Source organism: Maribacter sp. MS6 (assembly GCF_056839185.1).
In genome coordinates, this window is sequence record NZ_CM166389.1 from 270,408 (window position 1) to 290,028 (window position 19,621).

At 39.2% G+C, this 19,621-nt stretch carries 15 protein-coding genes and 2 pseudogenes; 9 read left to right on the forward strand and 8 right to left on the reverse strand.

The genetic code is table 11. The features are described 5' to 3' along the window. Positions 1–81 precede the first annotated feature (81 nt). Genes nosZ through MS6x_RS01420 form a run of 3 tightly spaced genes read right to left on the reverse strand, consistent with a single transcriptional unit; the run spans position 82 to position 3,185 of the window. Positions 82–2,043 (reverse strand): Sec-dependent nitrous-oxide reductase, encoded by a 1,962-nt coding sequence (nosZ, locus tag MS6x_RS01410; protein ID WP_482604999.1) that lies wholly within the window; start codon positions 2,041–2,043, stop codon positions 82–84. Between the two features lie 35 nt (positions 2,044–2,078). Continuing rightward, positions 2,079–2,666 carry a fasciclin domain-containing protein gene (locus MS6x_RS01415; protein WP_482605000.1) on the reverse strand — a complete coding sequence of 196 codons (588 nt, stop codon included), beginning with the start codon at positions 2,664–2,666 and terminating at the stop codon, positions 2,079–2,081. Between the two features lie 12 nt (positions 2,667–2,678). Continuing rightward, positions 2,679–3,185 (reverse strand): c-type cytochrome, encoded by a 507-nt coding sequence (locus tag MS6x_RS01420; protein ID WP_482605001.1) that lies wholly within the window; start codon positions 3,183–3,185, stop codon positions 2,679–2,681. A 127-nt stretch (positions 3,186–3,312) separates the two neighbouring features. On the opposite strand from MS6x_RS01420, the gene MS6x_RS01425 reads away from it, so the two are divergent. Then, positions 3,313–3,744 carry an RrF2 family transcriptional regulator gene (locus MS6x_RS01425; RefSeq protein ID WP_482605002.1) on the forward strand — a complete coding sequence of 144 codons (432 nt, stop codon included), beginning with the start codon at positions 3,313–3,315 and terminating at the stop codon, positions 3,742–3,744. Between the two features lie 148 nt (positions 3,745–3,892). On the opposite strand, the gene MS6x_RS01430 is transcribed toward MS6x_RS01425, so the two are convergent. From MS6x_RS01430 to MS6x_RS01440, 3 genes are all read right to left on the reverse strand, one after another. After that, entirely contained in the window at positions 3,893–4,750 is an 858-nt protein-coding gene (locus MS6x_RS01430) for a hypothetical protein (RefSeq protein WP_482605003.1), read from the reverse strand. 76 nt (positions 4,751–4,826) lie between these two features. Next, the gene (locus MS6x_RS01435; RefSeq protein WP_482605004.1) at positions 4,827–6,893 is read right to left on the reverse strand and encodes a TonB-dependent receptor; all 2,067 of its coding nucleotides are present in this window, start codon (positions 6,891–6,893) and stop codon (positions 4,827–4,829) included. A 95-nt stretch (positions 6,894–6,988) separates the two neighbouring features. Continuing rightward, on the reverse strand, positions 6,989–7,366 hold the full coding sequence (locus MS6x_RS01440; protein ID WP_482605005.1) for a hypothetical protein: 378 nt from the start codon (positions 7,364–7,366) through the stop codon (positions 6,989–6,991). Positions 7,367–8,336: 970 nt separating this feature from the next. Here MS6x_RS01440 and MS6x_RS01445 point away from each other — a divergent pair. The 4 genes and pseudogenes from MS6x_RS01445 to MS6x_RS01460 all read left to right on the forward strand — a co-directional run bounded on the left by MS6x_RS01445 (position 8,337) and on the right by MS6x_RS01460 (position 9,658). After that, positions 8,337–8,497, forward strand: a pseudogene (locus MS6x_RS01445) (DUF5777 family beta-barrel protein). A gap of 133 nt (positions 8,498–8,630) precedes the next feature. After that, positions 8,631–8,900 (forward strand): annotated as a pseudogene (locus tag MS6x_RS01450) (DUF5777 family beta-barrel protein). A gap of 176 nt (positions 8,901–9,076) precedes the next feature. Continuing rightward, complete coding sequence (locus MS6x_RS01455; protein WP_482605006.1) at positions 9,077–9,274, forward strand: hypothetical protein; 198 nt, start codon at positions 9,077–9,079, stop codon at positions 9,272–9,274. Between the two features lie 249 nt (positions 9,275–9,523). Further along, positions 9,524–9,658, forward strand: coding sequence for a hypothetical protein (locus MS6x_RS01460; protein WP_482605007.1), 135 nt, complete (start codon positions 9,524–9,526; stop codon positions 9,656–9,658). Between the two features lie 20 nt (positions 9,659–9,678). On the opposite strand, the gene MS6x_RS01465 is transcribed toward MS6x_RS01460, so the two are convergent. Both MS6x_RS01465 and MS6x_RS01470 read right to left on the reverse strand, forming a co-directional pair. After that, positions 9,679–14,586 (reverse strand): Eco57I restriction-modification methylase domain-containing protein, encoded by a 4,908-nt coding sequence (locus MS6x_RS01465; protein WP_482605008.1) that lies wholly within the window; start codon positions 14,584–14,586, stop codon positions 9,679–9,681. 43 nt (positions 14,587–14,629) lie between these two features. Further along, on the reverse strand, positions 14,630–15,481 hold the full coding sequence (locus MS6x_RS01470; protein WP_482605009.1) for a M23 family metallopeptidase: 852 nt from the start codon (positions 15,479–15,481) through the stop codon (positions 14,630–14,632). 60 nt (positions 15,482–15,541) lie between these two features. Between MS6x_RS01470 and MS6x_RS01475 the strand changes: the two genes are divergently transcribed. The 4 genes from MS6x_RS01475 (at position 15,542) to MS6x_RS01490 (ending at position 19,611) form a co-directional block, all read left to right on the forward strand. Beyond that, positions 15,542–16,768, forward strand: a complete 1,227-nt coding sequence (locus MS6x_RS01475) for a hypothetical protein (RefSeq protein WP_482605010.1) — start codon at positions 15,542–15,544, stop codon at positions 16,766–16,768. Positions 16,769–16,909: 141 nt separating this feature from the next. Beyond that, on the forward strand, positions 16,910–17,740 hold the full coding sequence (locus tag MS6x_RS01480; protein ID WP_482605011.1) for a hypothetical protein: 831 nt from the start codon (positions 16,910–16,912) through the stop codon (positions 17,738–17,740). 24 nt (positions 17,741–17,764) lie between these two features. Continuing rightward, the gene (locus MS6x_RS01485; RefSeq protein WP_482605012.1) at positions 17,765–19,357 is read left to right on the forward strand and encodes a hypothetical protein; all 1,593 of its coding nucleotides are present in this window, start codon (positions 17,765–17,767) and stop codon (positions 19,355–19,357) included. Continuing rightward, the gene (locus tag MS6x_RS01490) at positions 19,354–19,611 is read left to right on the forward strand and encodes a hypothetical protein (RefSeq protein ID WP_482605013.1); all 258 of its coding nucleotides are present in this window, start codon (positions 19,354–19,356) and stop codon (positions 19,609–19,611) included. The genes MS6x_RS01485 and MS6x_RS01490 overlap by 4 nt, the downstream gene beginning before the upstream one ends. Positions 19,612–19,621: the final 10 nt, after the last annotated feature.

A 19,621-nucleotide genomic window follows, 5' to 3' on the forward strand; every position in this document is an offset into this window, starting at 1 on the left:
AAGGAAGTTTTTCCATTAAAAAAGCGGGTCGGTCTTGGACACAGCCCGCTTTTCGTTTGAAAAAAAACCACTAAATAAATGCTATTCTCCCAAAGTATACGTTAAAGGTACATCTGATCCCGCTGGCGAAACTCTAACATAACCTTGCATTTCTTGATGCAAAGCAGAGCAGAAATCAGTACAATAGAATGGCCATACCCCGGGTGATTTTGGCTCCCAAACCGATGATTTGGTCTGGCCTGGCATAATCAACAGTTCCGAAGTGTTCTGCCCGATCATGGCGAAACCGTGCGGTACATCAAAATCCTGCTCATGGTTGGTAATATGGAAGTAGACCTTATCACCCACTTTAACGCCTTCTATGTTATCAGGGGTAAAGTGACTTCGTATCATCGACATATAAATATGTACCTCGTTACCCTTACGTTCTACCCTCGCCTGATCAGGGTTTAATACCGCAGACGGATGCCTATTCTCATCCAATCGGTAAATCTTTTTCGATTTAGGAGCTAATAGCTCTGCAGGAATGCCGGCAGCGTAATGTGGCTCGCCATGTGTTGGAAAATCATAAATAAGCTCCATTTTATCACCGCTTATGTCATAGAGTTGGGCAGAATGCTCCAATTCAGGTCCTGTGGGCAGGTAACGATCTTTTGTAATCTTGTTCATGGCTACCACATATTTTCCAAAGGGTTTTCTTGAATTACCTCCAGGAATCATCAAGTGACCTACGGAATAGAAGGTTGGTTTTCTGTCGATCACTTCCCATGTTCCTAATTTCCATTTAACCACCTCCGAAGAAATAAAGAAGGTGGTATACGCATTACCTTTTCCATCAAACTCTGTATGTAAAGGGCCTAATCCACCACTTTTAACAGTTCCGGCCAAAACATCTTCGAATTTTAGTATTGGAATTCCGTAAGCCTCGCCATCGAATTTTTTACCATCGATTGCGGCAATCATCTTATCAAAAGAGTGTACCGTTAAATCAGCTGATAATTTACCGTTTCCGATAATATACTGTCCTGTTGGATCAACGTCACAACCGTGAGGCGATTTTGGCGTTGGTAAGAAAAATACTGCGCCAGGTACTTTTAAGGGGTCAACCGTCAATACTTCTTTCCTCATGGTCGAAGTTGCGGTATGGGTATGCTCATCGTAAACGTTATGTGCATAATTCGCCGGCATCATGGTTCCTCCGCCATTGTTCACGTACTCTTCTATTTTCTTCCAGTTCACGGCGGCAATGAAATCTTTGTCGTTCTGAGAGGCGTTTACCTCCAAAAGTGAATTGGCCTCTTCGGTGTTATAGGTCGTAAAGAAGAACCATCCATGAGATTTATCACGACCCGGGTGTGACAGGTCATAATTGAACCCTGGCATCATCAACTGGAATTTCAAATCCAAATGGCCGTGTTCCGGATCCACGCTAATAAAAGAAAGCGCTCCTTTAAAGTTACTCTTATACTCGTTGATGGGCATATCGCGTTGTGGCACAGGCACTGAAAAACGCGTACCTGCCACTACATACTCCGTATTCTCCGTAATGAACGAAGAACTGTGGTTCCCTGCACTATTAGGTATCTCAATAATTTCTTCGGTCTCGAAAGTACTCAAACTGATACGGGCGATCCTTGGTGTATTATTCCCGTTGATAAAAATCCATCTACCATCCAATTCCCCGTTCGTTTGTGAAATATCGGGGTGGTGCGAATCGTCCCAGGGAACAAAACCAAAGGAAGTCTCCAGCATCGGTTTTGTCTCTTCGGAATATCCATACCCTGACGTAGGAAATTGCGAGAATACTGGAATCTCTTTGAACATACGGCCCGAAGGAAGTCCGTAAACCGTCAAGTTACCACTATATCCACCGGACATAAAGGCGTAAAACTCATCTTGCTCACCGGGAGCGACATATACCTTTTCGGCATTGTTAGAGGCCAAGGCACTATTGGAGCCGCCGTTGCCGTTCTGATTTCCACAGCCGGTCAACAGCATTGCCGAGGCCATAAGCGCGGTTATAAAAGAATTATACTTTTTCATTTTTACGTATTTAATTGTCTGTTCTTATTGATTATTTATTCGGATGGGGGAAGAATTACCTTATCGACCACATGCACGATTCCGTTACCTGCAGGGATGCTAGCAAGTATCTTAGCGCCTCCTACATAAACATCATCGCCTTTTACCTCGACCGTTGTATTCTGATCGTTCGCCTGACCGAGCTTCTTAAACTTTTTGAGGAATTCTTTATCATAGTTTCCAGCGGTCACATGATGTTTTAGAATATTGGCCAAAGCGTCTTTATTCTCAGGCTTCAACAAATCCTCTACGGTTCCCGCCGGCAGTGCATCGAAAGCGGCATTGGTGGGCGCAAAGACCATTAACGGCCCTGCATTGACCAACGCATTCTCCAAGCTTGCCGCTTGAACAGCAGCGACTAAGGTCGTATGGTCGGGTGAACCAATGGCAATCTGCAATACATTAGGCTTTGATACATCATCTTCGATAAAGGCCTGCCCTTGTTTTTCAGTTACCGTTCCAGATTCCGTATTCGGAGAATCCGTTGTGGTCGTTTCTGTCTTGGCCTCATTTTTACAACTGCAAATCAAAAACAGCATTAAAAACGAGACGACAACTAGTTTAAAATTGGTGGTTGTTCTCATAATTATTTGGATTTATAATGTTCTAAAATATTCAAGAATCGACCGGGTCTCCTCCACGGTCAAATTCTGGTTGGCCATAGCCGCACCGTTAAATTCTATCAACAAATCTTTGGCACAGCGATCTTGTTCGGTCATCAATTTTGGATCGAGAATCATGTTCATAATCCATTCAGGGCTTCTTCTTTCCAAAATACCTACTGGAGATGGCCCTATAAACCTTTTGTCCAATTTGTGACAAGCGGTACAGTTAGTTTTGTAGAGTGCTTCACCAGCAGCAGCCATTTCAGTGTTAATTTCAGGGTCAAGGGTAATATCCTTGATTTGACCTACGCCCTTCTCATCAAGAGTAATACGTTGAGAGGCTGGTACCGCATCAGCAGCAGGCGCTGCTTCAACTGGCTTTTCAGTTGATTTGGTACGGTCTATGCTAAATCTGTCATTTTCCTTTTTCTCCTTTCCTCCGCAACTCATCAGGAATACGGAAAAAACAATTGCCAAACTTTTATATGCTATTTTCATTTTTAGGATTGTTTACTAATTAATGACCCAAAAGTAAATCCATGAAAAGAAATAAAATATGACGAATGTCATATTAAGGATAAAAACATCTCTTTTACTTTATACCCTGATTCCAACAATTTAAAAGATGCTTTCGAACTCCTCAAAATATGCAGTTAAAGCGGTACTATTCTTGGCCTTAAATTCGAGTAAGGATAAAAAAATTATGGTCCGGGATATCTATGCTGCTATTCATGTTTCAGAAGCATATCTTGCCAAGTTGTTACAAGAACTTTCGAGACATAGTATTATTTCCTCGATTCGGGGTCCCAAAGGCGGATTTTATGTAACTGAAGAAGAACTTCAACATTCGCTCTTAGATATTGTTAAAGTAATAGATGGCGAGAATCGCATAAATTCATGTGTCTTGGGAATAAGCAATTGTAATGTTGGCAATCCATGTATGCTTCATGAATTGGTTGGTCCCAGCAAAACTAATTTCTTGAAAATTTTGGAGAACACAACGATTTTTGATTTAATACACGATATTAAAAAAGCAGATGTGTTTTTCCCCTGCTAAATCATTATAAGTATACCAAAAATTACATTTATCAAAGTCCATTGTTCATTGGGGTAACTTGAAAAAGACCAGATACCACAGGGGTTATATGAGAATAAAAAAAGCCATCCCTTTTAAAGAATGACTTTTAAAAAAATGAAAAAGTTTTTTAGAATTCAATTTCAAAAAACATACTACTTCCCTCGTTTTGTTCGGTAATGTCTTCTCCTTTCAAAATTTCATCCGAAGTATTCATCAATTTCAGGTTGATTTTCCAATAGCCCGTCATAGTTAGGGAAAGTTTTCCCTTGTACATTCCAGACGAAGTATCATAACTTAGGTCTTCATTATTCGGAGAGCTATGATTTCCCATACTTGGCATTCTTGGGTCGATGGAAATGGTATAGTTCTCCACGGCCGGAAATGTCATCATATTTTCCATCTTAAAAACCATAGCTGAAAAATCATTAATTGCTACTTCGGGTGTCATCGGCATCATAGCGACTATGTACCGTGCATCATCCGCACCCATAAAACTTGAAACACGCTTTTTACCATCTGCAGGTAGCTTCACCTCAATGCTCTCTTTTGCTTCAAAAATTTGGTCAGCTATGGAGTACTCCAAACCTAAATCCCAATATTCCTCTGCGTTACCGGGCATTTGAAAAATGGCAAACCCCTTATAAACAGAAGCATCATCCGTTTTAGAGATTTCCGATTTCGGACAACTGTGCATCATTTCGGTCATGTGCATTATCGGCATCATGGTAATCGACGCGTCAGAAATATAACTATCTGTAGCCTCCTCCTTAATGCGGAAAAACAATTCGTTATACCCTATGGTAAATTGTGTTTGCTCGGAATACACCTCGATTTCATGTCCGTTCGCCTTTAAAGCCGTGAGCATATTAAACTCCGCCAATGGATTTTCCTCGGCCATGATAATCGGGTCATCATTTTCATCTGTACATGATGTAAAGGCGATTGAAAAAAGTACTGCTATGAATAAAATTTTTATAGTTTTCATGATTAATTATGTTTTATTGTCATTCTCTTCAAAAGGAAATCTGTTTGTTAATGTTTTAAATTTTTCTTTTTGTTCGTCAATTGATTGCATACGAAACCGTGGCGAAAATACTCCGTCCCATTCGGGGAATATTGTTCCAGTCGGTATACGTGGAATAGAATTCGTCAAAAATGTTTTCTATACCTAGTTTTACGTATAAATTATCTTGATTAAAAGTGAATTCTTTGCCTATGCTCAACGAAAAGACAGTATAGGCATCGGTTTCATCTTCTCCGAATTCGGGATTGAAATTCACTTGCTGTCCAGCACCGCGCATGGACAAAGAACCTGAAAAGGTTTTATGGGTAAACAGTAAATCTGAACCATAAGCCAACGGACTAATAAAGGGGAGATTACGTCCACCCTGCCCGATTCCTCGATGGTAAGAGATTACTCCCGACCACTTTAATTCGGGAAACAATTTATACTCCATATCCAAAGAAACGTTGTACAAATCGGCGGATTCAAGATTCTTATAAATCTTTACCCCATCCGCCCCTATGGTCATTACGCTCAAAGTAGGGTCAATTTCTCCGATGATGTAATCCGTAATGTGAAAATAGTTTCCCTCAAGGCTCAGCTTGAAATTCTTCTCCGTCATGCTCAGTTTCATATTCGCTTCCAAAGCCTTTTCATTTTCCAAATCAGGGTCGCCGATATAATCGTGGTTGTCAAAACTGTTGAAGAGATAGAATCCGAAACCTTCGGAAACCGACGGTGCACGGTCGCCGTACGAAAGGCCCGTAGTCAAATCAAAAAGTGCCAGTTTCTGTTGGTACCTTGCAGATACACTCTTTAAAAACCGATTCTGACGTTGCGTTACATCAGGATAAAAAATTCGCAAGCTGTTCAATCCGAATTCATCGGCAATGTTGAAATTCTGAAATGCCAAACGTGTAGAGAGTTTTAACGAACCTTCTTTCATTTTAAGAACATCTTCGGCATAAAAACCTGAATTCAAGGTGCGTACATCGGGCCACGTCAACATAAACATCTCCCTTTCATTCGGATTGTTGGGATACATGGTCATTTCGGCCAAAGAGCGATTATAAAAACCGTCCAACTTTATCAGGAATTCATGTTTTTCGCTTTTTAACTTTGCCTGCGTAAAGTATCCGTAGGTATCGCTCCAACCGGGCATATCCATCCGAATGGGCACATCCGGACGTTTCGAATCGTCCATGATATGGGTGATGGTATTGGCGTAGAGTTTGGTTTCCCAATCCGTAAATCTCCCTAAAAAGTCATTTTGGAACCAACTTACGGAACCGATAAAGGCTTGCGCCAAGGAAACATCCATAGGCAAAGCGGGATAACCAACATCGCGTGCCTCGTCAAAAATAAATGTGCCCGTCAGTTTTTGGTCATCACTGACCTTGTACCCTGAATTTACCGATATATTGTATTTCTCGAACTGCGAAAATGGGACTACCACCCCACCACCAGCGGTATAGTTTTCCGCCTTTCGATAAATGATATCGGTATCTACATAAAAAGATTCATCGGAATAATTGAATTCTCCGCCTACAATGCGCGCATTATTGCCCGATTCCCCTCCAGTTTCAAAAGCACCCACAAATCCCGTAGGTTTAAAATTGCTCTTTTCTAGGCGCAAGTCCAAAGCCCCTCCGATGGTCGCTCCCTGCTCCGCCCCTTGTTGCCCACTTGAAATATGGGCTTCCGACAAATTAGAAACATCTACATAAGAGGTTACAGGATCCATCTTATCGGTACAGGCCCCGAAAATTCTCATACCGTCAATAGTGACTGAAAGCCTTTCAGACGTCATATCATTTAGCACTGGTTCCCAAGCATAGGCGCCACGCTTCATCATACTTACCTTTTTTGAAGACTCCAAGTACTCATCTAGCGTAGAAAGCGGTTTGTGGTGCGACTTATGCTCCAACCCTTTTTTATAGGATGAAATCAAAACGACCTCATCTAAATCTATTTGGATTATGGAATCTTGAAAGGCCTCAACAGGTCGTTCTTGGGCATTATTTTGTGTTATAAAAAGGGTACAGAAAAGAAGAACCAAAATACATTGAAATCTTATTTTCGTGTAAGGCATTCCCAAGGAAGTGCCAAAAAATATAGTTTTCATTTAAATGGATTTAATGTGATTCTGAATCGTTTAAGGGTACGCGGCAACCATCAAGGAATTTTTATCCTGACGAAAAATCGGTACAAAAAGAAAAATCAGATCAACTCCGGTGGTTGGGAAATATCGGTAGTAAAAAGTGTAGAAATAAGTTGTTGAGCGGTTTTGAAATTGTTTTGTGCTTCGCTGTATAAACCTAAGGTAAATTCATGTGAAAAAAGTGATTGGAAAAAGACCAGATGTTGAATCTCCGTCTTAGATTGCTCCTCCCCAAAAGGATTATTCTCGTTCTGTCGAGACTCTTCAGCCAGCATTTGTGCTAAATAACACTTGCCATCACATTGCAGCTCTGGTTTATCTTTATTCTCACAAAAAACAGTAACAATATAATCGTATTTCATAATATACTCCGCTACCGGCCAAAGTGGCTTTACCAACATGGTAAGGGCAACCAAGAGAATTACATAGTCTTTCATATGTGCAAATTTAGAGGCAACAGAAATGAAAAAACATGACAAAAGTCAGTATTAATGATAGAAATATCTTTTATCAATTTTTACTATTAAATCAGATACTATTATGTTAGTCATATAAGATGTAGATTGTTCATATCTAACCGGCCCACCTAGATTTCTTAAGAATCATATAAAGTAGCCATTATTTAATAAAAACTACATTTCATCTTTATTGAATGATTAAAAGGTATTTTTATTTGTTTTTAAGATAAAAATGTTTTCCTTTTGCAAGGTATTCTCAAACTTAAACCAAGTTTTGTAAGGAATAAACTGCTGATTTTAATTTCTAAATATGAAAAAGCAAATACGCATATACCGGTTAATAGTGTTAATACCAGTGTTTTTATTATCAGGCTGTTATTACGATGAAGTGGTGGAAGAAATACCAACGGATACACTAGTTTCCTTTCAACTTGATATCCAGCCTATCTTGACTTCAAATTGTACAGCTTGTCACCCACTGATAGTGTCATCTCCAGATTTAACAGTGAGCAACAGCTACAGTTCAATTATTAACGATTCTTACGTGGTCCCCAATAATCTTGATTCCAGCGTTCTTTATCAAAGATCATTGGCAAATCCATCCATAATGCCTCCTAGCGGGCCATTATCATCTTCAGATATTGGATTAGTCAAAAAGTGGTTTGAACAAGGTGCCTTAAACAATTAAACTTCAAACTTTTCCAAATGAATCAATTGAAAATATTTTTATGCATCTGTTCGTCTTTACCCTTTTTTGCAACCGCGCAGATAACCAAAAAAGATAGCATCATTGATAAACCCCAATGGCCGGCTTTCGAGAATTCTTTCATTGTCGATATCCCTACCAATATCCTCTTCTCGGAAAAAGTCTTGAAATGCATAAAAACATTGATTTGGAACTGTTAATGGTGGAGAAAATGATTTTGCTGGGCTATGGGCTCCCGCCAACATACGAATCGGAGTAAGTTATGCTTTCTTGACGAGGTCACGTTAGGTTTTGGTACGACCAAATTCAAACGCCTTCAAGATTTCAGTTTAAATGCAAGGTTGTTAAGACAAACACGGTATGATAAAGTACCTTTTAGCATCTCATATATGGTAATTTTGTAATCGATGCCAGGCCAAAGAAACTATTCGAATTTTCGCAACATCGTTTTTCCCTTTTTAATCGAATCATTAATGCGAAACGTTTTAACCGAAACCTTTCGCTTCAAGTTGCCCTAGTCTATCACATCATAATTTTGTGGAAAATGATTTTGGTAATGATATTTTCGGTATCGCCTTTGGAGGAGGGTGCAAAATAAGTCCGCAGACGTCAATCTTGTTCGATTATAGTCATTCCTATACAAATTATTAGGAAGTTGATGGTGTTGATATCAACCCGAAACCCGCGTTCAGCCTAGGTTTTGAATTTGCAACTTCTGGGTACGAATTTCGGTTATTGATTTCGAACTTAAATGGTATTGTACGCCAAGAAAACTATGCCTACAACAAAAACGATTTTTTCAAGTGAGATATTTTATTCGGCTTCACTATTACTAGGGTTTATAAATTTTAAAACATATCAGTATGATTATCAATACTATTAAAAAGGGTGTTTTTGTTTTGACAGGATTTATTTTTGTTTCAATGACTTTGGTTAAATCTGATTTACAATACCCTTAGATCGTACCTGATGAATATCAAAAAATGAAGAATGCCTACGCCGATTATGAAGACGTCGATAGTATTGGTAAAACACTATACGCCAAAGACTTTAAGTTTTGTAATGCTAGTAAAGGTAAAGGTGACAGAAACCAAGCCAACCTGCTTCAAACAAAGGTAGCCGATTTTACTAAGGACAAATTTAAATCACAAACCGATAGAAGTATATATTACAAAAGATAAACTGGCAGAAACGAGATATTTAGTTTTGACAAAATAATTACCGATGAAGAAGATATGTGACTGGCAATCAATTACATAAAAGGCTTCAACTGACATGTATACGCACATTAGGTGAGAAGGTTATTTAAAATAGCGTATTTAACCCACTACTTTTATAAAACTAGGCCATTCCGTAATTTTATTACCATCCTATTATAAGAAGGTTTTTCGGAACTAATCTATCACATAAAAAACAGATTGCTCCCCCATATGGCAAGAGCGTTAGGGATAGCAGCGGCATCGACCGCAGCGGGCCGTTTAGGTTTGGCTGCTCAAAAAAGCGACAGCGGAGCTCTTTTTTGGGGTACGAAACCTTACGGGCCGCAAGGTGGATATAGCGGATAGCCCGGCCAACGCCCCAAAAATCATAGAGAAATATGGGATGGATTGGTAGATTGAGAAATAGATTTTTTCACAGGTTTTACTATTTCCTCTTTTTCTTCTGGTTCTACATCATATTTTTCATCCAGATTCGTATTGATTTCCACCAAACGTTTTTGAACAAGTTCCAATGTTTCGGACTTGTCAAAATCGAGTTCTAGCACCTTTTTGTCGGCCTTGACGGATTTTTTGTAGTCGGCGGCGAGTTCTTTTTGAGTGGATAATGATTTTGGTATTTTGGATAGGGCGTTGTACATATAGTCTGCTAAACTTTGCCAGTTGCTAACGATTCTTTTGGAGCCATAACCATAAGAGGCGTTCTGGGTAACTACCAGTAATTGATGATTTAGTTTATCGGCTACTTCAAGTACGAGCTTTGCGCTGGCTGTAGCGATTATAGTATGCGTTCCTGGTTCGGCCTTTTTTACTTGTAATAATTCGTTTAACTTTTCCCCCAACATTAATGCATCCATCGCATCGGGGGTATTAAGGGCTACCCGTAATATATCGTAATACGAACCTTTCTCAGATAATGAAACCCACAAAGGCAAATCTTTTTCGAGTTTGGTAATGTTCTTGGCTACTCTATTTAATTCTGTTTCATAAAAGGCTATATTATTTTTGGCTTCCAGATGATTTTTCTTGAAAATGGATTTTTCCAGTTCCAGTTCATCCAGCTGTTTGCCCAGTTCTTCCTTTTCTAAATACAGCGGATCATTTTTGGCAACCGCCAACAAGGTTTTGTAATCGATAGACCCTTCATCGTTTACCGGCCCCATGTCCAATTTATTGAACTGAATCGTACCATTGGTCAATTGTTCGATAAAGTTCTTTTTGATGTTGACGTTATTCAGCATCAAGGCATCGGTACAGTTTTCCACAATATAAAAGGAGACAACAACCTTGTCGCCATAAAATTTCTTAGCACCCAAATTCCCTTTTCGCACTCCCCGACCGTTGCGTTGGTCAATGTCCGTTGGCCGATGGGGAATGTCTACATGATGTATGCGAACCAAGCGTTCCTGGATATTGGTTCCTGTACCTAATTTCTCGGTAGAACCAATAATGACCCGTAAAGAACCCTTATTGAATTTTTTAAAACATTCCATCCGTTTTGCATCAGTCTTGAAATCATGAATAAATACCACTTCTTCCCTTGGAACATTAAATTCCTCTATTAGGATACGCTTCAATTCATCATAAATATTGAAGCTTTCCTTCGGTACGCCCAAATCAGAAAAAATCGCCTGAGTGCCTTTAAAAGATTCGGTCTCTTTGTACGTTTTATAGACTTCTGAAGCTATTGTTCTCAGCTTTGCTTCTCCGGGGTCCTCCAAGTCTTGGTTCAACATCCTTGGGTCTATGGAGGCATTGCGCATATGGTGCAACGCAATTAAGGAGATGGCACTTTTTTGTTCATCGGTATAGTTTTTATCCCCATATAATAGGCTACTGTTGCCTGTTCGTAGAAATTCCTTAATCTGTTCAAAGTATTCCAGTTGTGCAGGTGTGGGCTTTAGCGTATGTACATCCAATTGCATTTTGGGCCGATCGATTTGATGCGTGGTTCCGTTGACGATAATCGAAATCTCGTTGTACAACGAAGACAACAGCTTCATTTTTTTGAACGAACGGAAACGTTCCCTAACTTTATAATCCCCTGAAACGGTAGGCTCAAATTCATAGGATTTATTCGCAAATACCTGTGCCCATTGGTCGAAGGAGGTTATGTTCATCTGTTCCATGCGATGCGGAATCAGGTATTTGAAGAGCACATAAACCTCGGTTATGGAATTGGATATGGGCGTACCCGATAAAAAGGTGGTCTGAAAATCCTTTTGTTTCGATTTCTGTAAGGTGCGAATCGCCACCAATAGATTTTTACTACGTTCAGAGCCTTTGGAGGTATTGAGACCGGCTACACGATTGTGCCGGGTGGTGTACATCAAGTTTTTGAACTTGTGCGATTCATCGACCATAATATGTTCGAACCCCATCTGTTCGAAATTGATAACGTCACTCTGTTTGTTCTTTATCTGGTAATAGACCTGTTCCAAGGTTACGTTCAGGTTCTCCTTTCTTTGTTCCAAGCCTTTCAAGACCCTTTTGCCCACGTCATACTTATCTTCATGGATGACACTCAGATCACGTTCGAGGTTCGCTAGTTCCTCGGTTATGATTTCGTGAATGATTTCCGGGGATTGTGGTATAAACTTAAATGTATCATGGCTCATTAACACTACATCGTGATGACCATTCCGTATCTTTTTAAAAAAAGTGTTTCTTTTTGTCAAACCACCAATCACTTTATCGTGTGCGACCAAAAGCTTCATGGTTGGAAATGCGTTCAACAATTCCCTTTCTAATTGGATGACCGTGGAACGCAGACCAATAACCAATGTTTTTTTGGAGAGGTTCAACTCTTTGAGCTTTTGGGTGGTCAAAGCGATATCAAGAGTCTTTCCAAATCCGACCTCTTTGTTGACCAACAGCCCTTGGTTGACGATAATACCCGCTACGGTATCTTTTTGGCTTTTGTATGGTGTAAAATGTCGAAGGTTTTCAAAATGGAGGTAATCGCCATCGTATTTAGGATGTACGTGGGCGTCATAGGTATTGTAAAAAATACGTTCTAAACGTTCTTTGATTTCGGGTTTCCCAGCGATATATCCATTGAACTCTTTATACATCTGGTCAAATTTTATGCGTACTTCTTGCATTTTGGCCTTGTCCGTGCGTTTGTACTGTTTTGAACCCTTTGAAATATAGGGTATGGTGGAATTCAATGCACCTTCCAGAATTTCCTTAAAACCGTAGTACCGATGTTCCGATCGGACGCTGAATTTCTTTATATACTCATAATCCGTATTCTCAATCTTGACCATGTATTTTGAGGTACTATCGTTATAGGCTATGTGCGCTAATGAATTATAAGTATCAAAAATAAATGCTTGGGTATATTCAATCGGAAACCAAGGCTCATGTAGTTTGATGTCCAAGTCCTCGAATGGGGTCATTGGAGGTTTGACCCTTTCCAAGGCCAGAACCGTTTGTTCTATATAGGATGTATCCACATAGGATTGGTACTCGCCAAAATCCTTTTTGCGATAGGTATTGAGTTTTTGATAAATGGTGCCCGATAAAAACAAGAACTTGGGAGCCAGTTCCCAACCTCCTTTGGTAGGGTTTAAATAAAGAAGTTGCTTGTCCAATGCCTGTTTGATAATTTCCTCCTTGGCTATTCCCGTATTCGAGACCAAGGAATCGGTATCGATACGATTGAATTTGTTCAAGGAATAGTAAATAGCGTCCTCTAGACTTAGTCTTTTTACTTGCTCTTCTGCTTTTATTTCTCCATTTCCTGTTTCGAGCGAAGCATTGAAAATATCGGACTTGACAAATACCCCGTTTTTGGGCGTTTCCATACCCAAAACCAAGGGCCCTTGAATATCCAAAGTGACGAAATGATAGTTGGGTTTGTCGTTGAGCCGACCATATTGAAAATTGAAGGCATCATATTGATAATCGAGTTCATCCCTGAGCTTTTCCCTTTCTACATCAGGGCTTTCCAATAATCTGAAATAGGCATCCCGAAGGGCTATGATTTTCGACAACCTATCAAATTCCTGAGGTTTTATATTCAATAATTCCAGTTTGTTCTCTTGATTGACTTTATAGAGTTTTTGCCGCGAAATGGTCAAGTTCCCCGACTTTAGGCTTTCCATAGCAATCGTTTCCATTTGCAGAATACTATTTTGGGCTTCCGGAACTGATTCGTTGGATGGTGCTACCAGCGTCATGCTTTTTTTTGATTCTAGTTGCGGCTGTATTTTGAATTTTAATAGGGTTGTATGTATTTCACTTGCCAATTGTTCTAAACTGTAATCGGCTTTTACGGTATAGTCTTTATTCGTATAAAGTCCACCTTCAACGATGGTTCCAAATATCTGGTCGGGATGCGATAAGAAATATTGATTTAATTGGACCGGGTTCGAGCCTAAGACCTTGTCGGAGCTGTTTGTAAATAGGGCATTTATTTCTTTTTGTTCGATAGTCGTTTCTATACGGCTGTTATTTTGAAAAAGCAGGATATCGGTAACTATGGCCGTATTTTCCTGTGCAAAAGTAGCATCGGGTAATCGAATACCCCCAATGAAATTAGTGGTCTGCATCAAATGTTCCCTAATGGGAACATACTGCCTCTTATCCATAAAATTCTTGGTACAGACTAAAATGGAGACGCCTGATGGCTGTAGCGATGCAAGGCTTTTATAGATAAAATAAGAATGTATGTTTTTGGAAATCTGGGATTGCAAGGGATGTCCCTGCAAATCGCTATCAAAAACCTTGTTTGCCCCGAAGGGAATGTTGCTTATAACAAAGTCGTATTTCTTTGCTGCATCTGTCTGGTTGAGATGTTCAAAAGGAACACCATAAACTTGCACATTGGCATTGTTACGGAAATTGTGCTCCAATATTCGTACGGTGAGTATTTCTTTCTCAAAAGCGGCAAATTTTGAGGAGGGATATATTTTAGAGAGCCTTCGGATAAATACGCCGTTGCCAGCACTAGGTTCCAAAATGGTATGGGGATTAAACGCCTCCTTTGATTTTAGATAATCCGTTATGGATTGCACTATGGCATCCGGTGTGTAATAGGAATTGAGGGAACTTTGCTTTAGACTCTTTACTATGGTCTGGGTATATTCTTCACCGTAATATTCTTCTAATTTTTCTACGAACTGAGTGCGATAATGCTCGTTCTTTAGAATATCGAAGATGTTACCAAAACCTGGGTTATTGATAAAAAACTGTTGTTCTTGATTTGGGTTGTTGAGTGCGTCAAGCGTCCGAACTATAAAGTCCAGATACTTCTTTTTTGAGTATTTCATGAGTGAGTGCGTTAAGGAAATTGATGTCTATTTATTTACATAATCAATGCTTTGTTTTATTGTTATCATTATTAGTAAAGTTTTCTTCTATCAGCTCTTTATAAACAGTCATTTTCAGACTCAATGATGGAATAGGATTTATTCTATGTGCGTTCTTTAAGGTTTCATAATGTAAGTGGTAGCCTGTACTGTTTCCTGAATTTCCAACGGTCGCGATAAGCTCGTGCTGTTGTATATTTTGACCCTCAGTGACAACTATCGTATTCAAGTGGCCATACAAGCTTTCAAAACCGAAGCGGTGCTTAATAATAATATAATTACCATAACCAGTATCAGAATAGTTGACCTCGGATACAGTTCCAGAGGCTGTAGCATAAACAGTTTTACCTAATGGCGCGGCAAGATCAATACCCAAATGTTTTTTAGTTTTTAATGATATTGGATGTGTACGTATACCGTATCGGCTCGACAACACATAATCCCCTTTCTCCAAGGGCACAGCACATGGAATCTCTTGTAAAAGCGATGGCCTATGCTTTAAGTAAACGGTTAAAGAATTCATAAAGGAGTAATCGGGTATTTTATAGAGGTAGGCAACAACACGTTCCTCAATAGCCGCTAACAGTTGTTCGCGTTCTTTTAACAGCACCAAACTATCTGTATGTTTGGAATTTAAATTATCCTCCAAACGTTGTCCATACCGTTCCATAAGGACTTGGGTTTCGGGAAGCCTTTCATCTGAATAATCCAAGAAATTACCATAAAGGAAGTATAGGAATAGGGTCGTTAGGAACAACGCATACGCCAGCTGTTTTCGTCCAAAACCTTGTAGATATCGTTTCGTGTCAAATTTAATTTTCTTCAGTAAAAAGTTGCTAGTCTCAAATATTATCATAATTTTGTTATATATTTACAAATATATTATTTATTTACAAATAAGCAATTAATTTATAAAATGCATAAAAATTGGCTGACCGAAGACCGAAACATTCATCTCCCCAAGCTCATGGAGCAATTGGGGTATACCTGTGTTAGGAAAGAAAGAACACATTTAATCTACAAAGGCGCAGGAACACATTTTGTAATTATCCTTACCGATGTCGGCTTTTTATATTATAAAGTACAGCGCCCTCAGGAAAAGTTGTCCGCATCCGATTTGATTATCGAACATGTATCAAAAATCGAAGGGGTTGATAAGGAATTGGTATGGGAAAAGGCCGATAGCTACTATAGGGAAGTTCTAGAAACTGAAGATCTAATGAGATTCAATTCCACAATCGATGGGCTTGAAATGGTTTCCACCGAATATAATCACTTCTTATCCTACACGGTACCGTTTCGAGATAGTATTGAAGAATTATATACCGCTATAGAAACATCCGTTCCTTTTATCGGACGCGTTTTTCAGGGCAAGGACAATCAGCCTTTATTCCCGTTGTTCAATATCCAAAACGAGGTATGTGGTTATTTTACCGATACGACTAAAATGGTAAAACCCTATAAGGAATCGGCAATAAAGCATTCCTTATGGTATTCCAATATCCCTAAATCCATAGAAGGGCTATTTCTTTTCAAGGATCCAAAAGAGGCTTTGGCTTTCCATAGCAAATTCAGATTAAAAAACGTGGTCTATTTGGCTTTGGGCGATATCAATGCCCAAACAACGGATATTCTTTTTCAGATACAACGCTTGACCAAAGTTGATAAACTCCATTTGAGCTTTACGGGCGATAAAAAAATTGAGGGATATTTACGGGACTTACATTTCATATCCTACATACAGGGTTTTGATTTCAGGTTAAGCCTTACGGATAGGGATATATTGTTGCGTTTCCCCATTGGGGAAGAAAAATCCTTTTCCAAATTTTATGAGCATACAAAGCGGTTCAATCAAGAATTGGCTAAAAGTTTTTTGAATTACAACAATATAATCGACCAGAATAGGGTCAATAAATACAGCATTCTAGTATCCAAGGATGGAGAATATATCAAAGTCCGTTTACCTTTAGAAACAAATGCTATCAAGTTGATGGTCTGGTCGTATTACAAGAACTATTTGAACAAAACGATAGAGGTATTAAAGCCTACCACCGATAATTGGTATTCGGATTGGGCAAGGTCTAAAGATCAATTCAAAAAAGGGAAGGAGGTGCACTTGAAAGAATATAGAATCGCATTATAAGAACTGATATGTTCTAAAATGGAAAAAGGACCCTCCGGTCCTCTTTCCTTCAAATTTCCTTAACAAGCAAATCACTCACTAAATGCTTGTTATTCAAATGTAATTAAATTCAAATTCCTTAACAATTTAAATCACTCAAAAATGGAAAAACAAGTAGAAAAAGTTTACGTAAAACTGAATCAAGTTTGGCAAAAAGGCGACGCGGTCGCCGTCAACGACACTACCTATAAGGTAAAGACATCCGATAATGTAACCTTTGAAATCGAAAAGGGCAGCACCTATCTGGAAATACAGAAATTTCCTGCACAGCGCTTTGCTATGGGCGAGGCGAAAGAGCGATTGGAAGGAGCTTATATTAGTTTTGATAGGCTTTCTGAAAATGTTCAAGATGCTATCGTAAAAGGAGAAGAATACTTGCACCAGTCGGCCTATGCGAAAGATGGGGTCATCAAGGAGAGCGTGAAAATGATACAGATGGTCTACAGTTCCACCTCAGGATCTAGACTCGATGTGCAAATCAAGCGTAACGAACCTATCCGGTTGGAAAATGCGGAGGCTTACCAACATCAATTTACCAAGGAAGAATACCATGCCATGGTAAAGGAAGGCAAGACGATTGTATTCAAAGGTACGTCCTTAAGTGGAGAGAAGTTTCCTAAACTAGCCTATTATGAGCCGAAAGTAAACGATATCAGGACGAAATCGGCGTTAACTTCCAATACGTATTTGTATGGGCAAAAATTGACCCAAGAACAGGCCACTACTATTAACAATGGTATTGAAACCAAGATTACGATTGAGAAGACCAAGAAGGGACCTGTGACCTACATGGTAAGCTATAGTCCTCGTGCGGAACGCTTTATTACCAAATCTTTGGAAAAAGCAAAGGCACAGGAAGCCGTTAAAAAAGAAGGGCTTGCCGTTGGTGGCGAAAAAAAAAAGAGACAGCCTAGCAACGCCATAAGTATGTAATCCATTATTTACTAACTCAATGTAGTGGCCGATATGCTTGTCATGTCGGCCATTTTAAATCTACCCATGCTAAGTCCTAACTACAAAGATAATCCTGAGCACTACAAACAACTGATTGTCAAGATCAATGAAGGAACAAATTTCCCCATGTACCTACACCAAAATGGGTATGTGTTGGTAAAACGGAGTGCAGGATCCATGGAGTTCAAGAACGATGAAGACCGTATCGTGCTGCAAACATCAAGAAGTCCGGTCACCTATTTTAACCGAAATGATTCCCATGATAAAGGACTGTTTTTCAAATATCTATTGCTCCGAAATCCTAATTTTTATGCTGCGGTACAAAATGGATTAGAAATCAGTAACCAAAAACACGAGATGGACACTATCGATTTAAAAACTGAAAAAATTAAACGGCCGACCGTATCTTTAGAGGAAAACTATAGTATTGTTCCGTTACAAAATACGACCTATTTACAAAAAGATAGGTACATCTCCAATGAAACGATCAACGACCACTTATTCAAAGGTCGGATTTTTAACGCCTATCACATTAGGGATAACGGCGGTAAAATTGCCAATATCGCCTTTCCAAAGTATGACTTAGAAAAAAGGGCTAAAAACTATATCATTTACAATAAGCCGTATAAAAGTAAAGCCGACAATAAAATTAGAAAGTTCAGACTTGTACTAAATCGAAAAGATCATTTTCTGTTTTATTCAAAACCTATAGCGCATCCCTCTCGAATCCTCTGTGGTGAAAGTGGCACTGACCTCCTCTCCTATCACGAGCTTCACGGAAAATCCGACAACTTTTATGTTTCCTTTGGCGGCAATGTATATAAGGAGAAACTAGAATTTTTTGTTCAGCTTATCGAACCTTATTTAAAAAGCAACACAGTTCATCTGGTGTCTATTATGGATAACGATAGTTCCGGTCATGAGTTCGATTTGAAGTTGTTTTCAGCAATCATCAACCACTATAACAAGAACGTTGATGTTGAACATGCTATTAGAAAGAATATCGTGAGTTTACATATCCATTACAAGACGAGCGTCAGAAACCGGATATCCAAACATCGGGATGTGATAGTTGCTATGAAAAAGGAATACCCTAATATGGATATGATTAAATGTGTAGCATTCTCTGATAAGCTTCTTTTGGAATTTCCATTGAAAGAGACCATCACCGCCAAGCATGCAGAACAAAAAGATAATGTATTCCAAACGGTGTTAAGAACAATCAATGCACTATACCTCCCTATTAAAACCAGCATCCATAAATCTAAAGGAAAGGATTGGAACGATGATCTTCGAGAATCTAAAAGAACAAAGTATCTAAAAATGGAAAAAGTGGTACCGAATAACCTGAACATAGGCGACAAAATCGAATTGAACACTACAAAAGGACCCGAGGGAACGACCAACCAGGGAATTATAAAGTCCATCGGTAAGAAAGGAGCTGAATGTGATTTTGGACTGCATTACACCTATGCAATCCCTTATTCGGCAGTGGCATCACATTTCAAGAAAATCACAGCGAAACATGTTTTGAAGATGAATAAAATAACAGAAAAGAACAGCAAAAACAGTAACTTACAAAGCCATACCTTATGAAAATCATGGAGCCATTATCCGAAGAATTAAAGAACAATCAATTTTACGTTTCCTTGTTAGACGAACTTATCGAAGAAAACGACCACCCCTTAAAGCACCGTTTGCAGAAAGCGGACACCTATGCGCGTTTTATCAATGAACAGGCTGGTCTATTAATGTACCAGACTATCGAGTACATCAGAGAAAACGAGACTTCGTTTTCAATAGCATCTTCCGCACTTATCGAAGAGTGGAAGGAACGGATGTTCAATTAGTTCATTACTT

Excerpts from the sequence above, each read along its gene's own strand:
- nosZ (WP_482604999.1), bottom strand. The coding sequence starts at position 2,043 with ATGAAAAAGTATAATTCTTTTATAACCGCGCTTATGGCCTCGGCAATG.
- MS6x_RS01415 (WP_482605000.1), bottom strand. The coding sequence starts at position 2,666 with ATGAGAACAACCACCAATTTTAAACTAGTTGTCGTCTCGTTTTTAATG.
- MS6x_RS01420 (WP_482605001.1), bottom strand. The coding sequence starts at position 3,185 with ATGAAAATAGCATATAAAAGTTTGGCAATTGTTTTTTCCGTATTCCTG.
- MS6x_RS01425 (WP_482605002.1), top strand. The coding sequence starts at position 3,313 with ATGCTTTCGAACTCCTCAAAATATGCAGTTAAAGCGGTACTATTCTTG.
- MS6x_RS01430 (WP_482605003.1), bottom strand. The coding sequence starts at position 4,750 with ATGAAAACTATAAAAATTTTATTCATAGCAGTACTTTTTTCAATCGCC.
- MS6x_RS01435 (WP_482605004.1), bottom strand. The coding sequence starts at position 6,893 with ATGAAAACTATATTTTTTGGCACTTCCTTGGGAATGCCTTACACGAAA.
- MS6x_RS01440 (WP_482605005.1), bottom strand. The coding sequence starts at position 7,366 with ATGAAAGACTATGTAATTCTCTTGGTTGCCCTTACCATGTTGGTAAAG.
- MS6x_RS01455 (WP_482605006.1), top strand. The coding sequence starts at position 9,077 with ATGAAGAATGCCTACGCCGATTATGAAGACGTCGATAGTATTGGTAAA.
- MS6x_RS01460 (WP_482605007.1), top strand. The coding sequence starts at position 9,524 with ATGGCAAGAGCGTTAGGGATAGCAGCGGCATCGACCGCAGCGGGCCGT.
- MS6x_RS01465 (WP_482605008.1), bottom strand. The coding sequence starts at position 14,586 with ATGAAATACTCAAAAAAGAAGTATCTGGACTTTATAGTTCGGACGCTT.
- MS6x_RS01470 (WP_482605009.1), bottom strand. The coding sequence starts at position 15,481 with ATGATAATATTTGAGACTAGCAACTTTTTACTGAAGAAAATTAAATTT.
- MS6x_RS01475 (WP_482605010.1), top strand. The coding sequence starts at position 15,542 with ATGCATAAAAATTGGCTGACCGAAGACCGAAACATTCATCTCCCCAAG.
- MS6x_RS01480 (WP_482605011.1), top strand. The coding sequence starts at position 16,910 with ATGGAAAAACAAGTAGAAAAAGTTTACGTAAAACTGAATCAAGTTTGG.
- MS6x_RS01490 (WP_482605013.1), top strand. The coding sequence starts at position 19,354 with ATGAAAATCATGGAGCCATTATCCGAAGAATTAAAGAACAATCAATTT.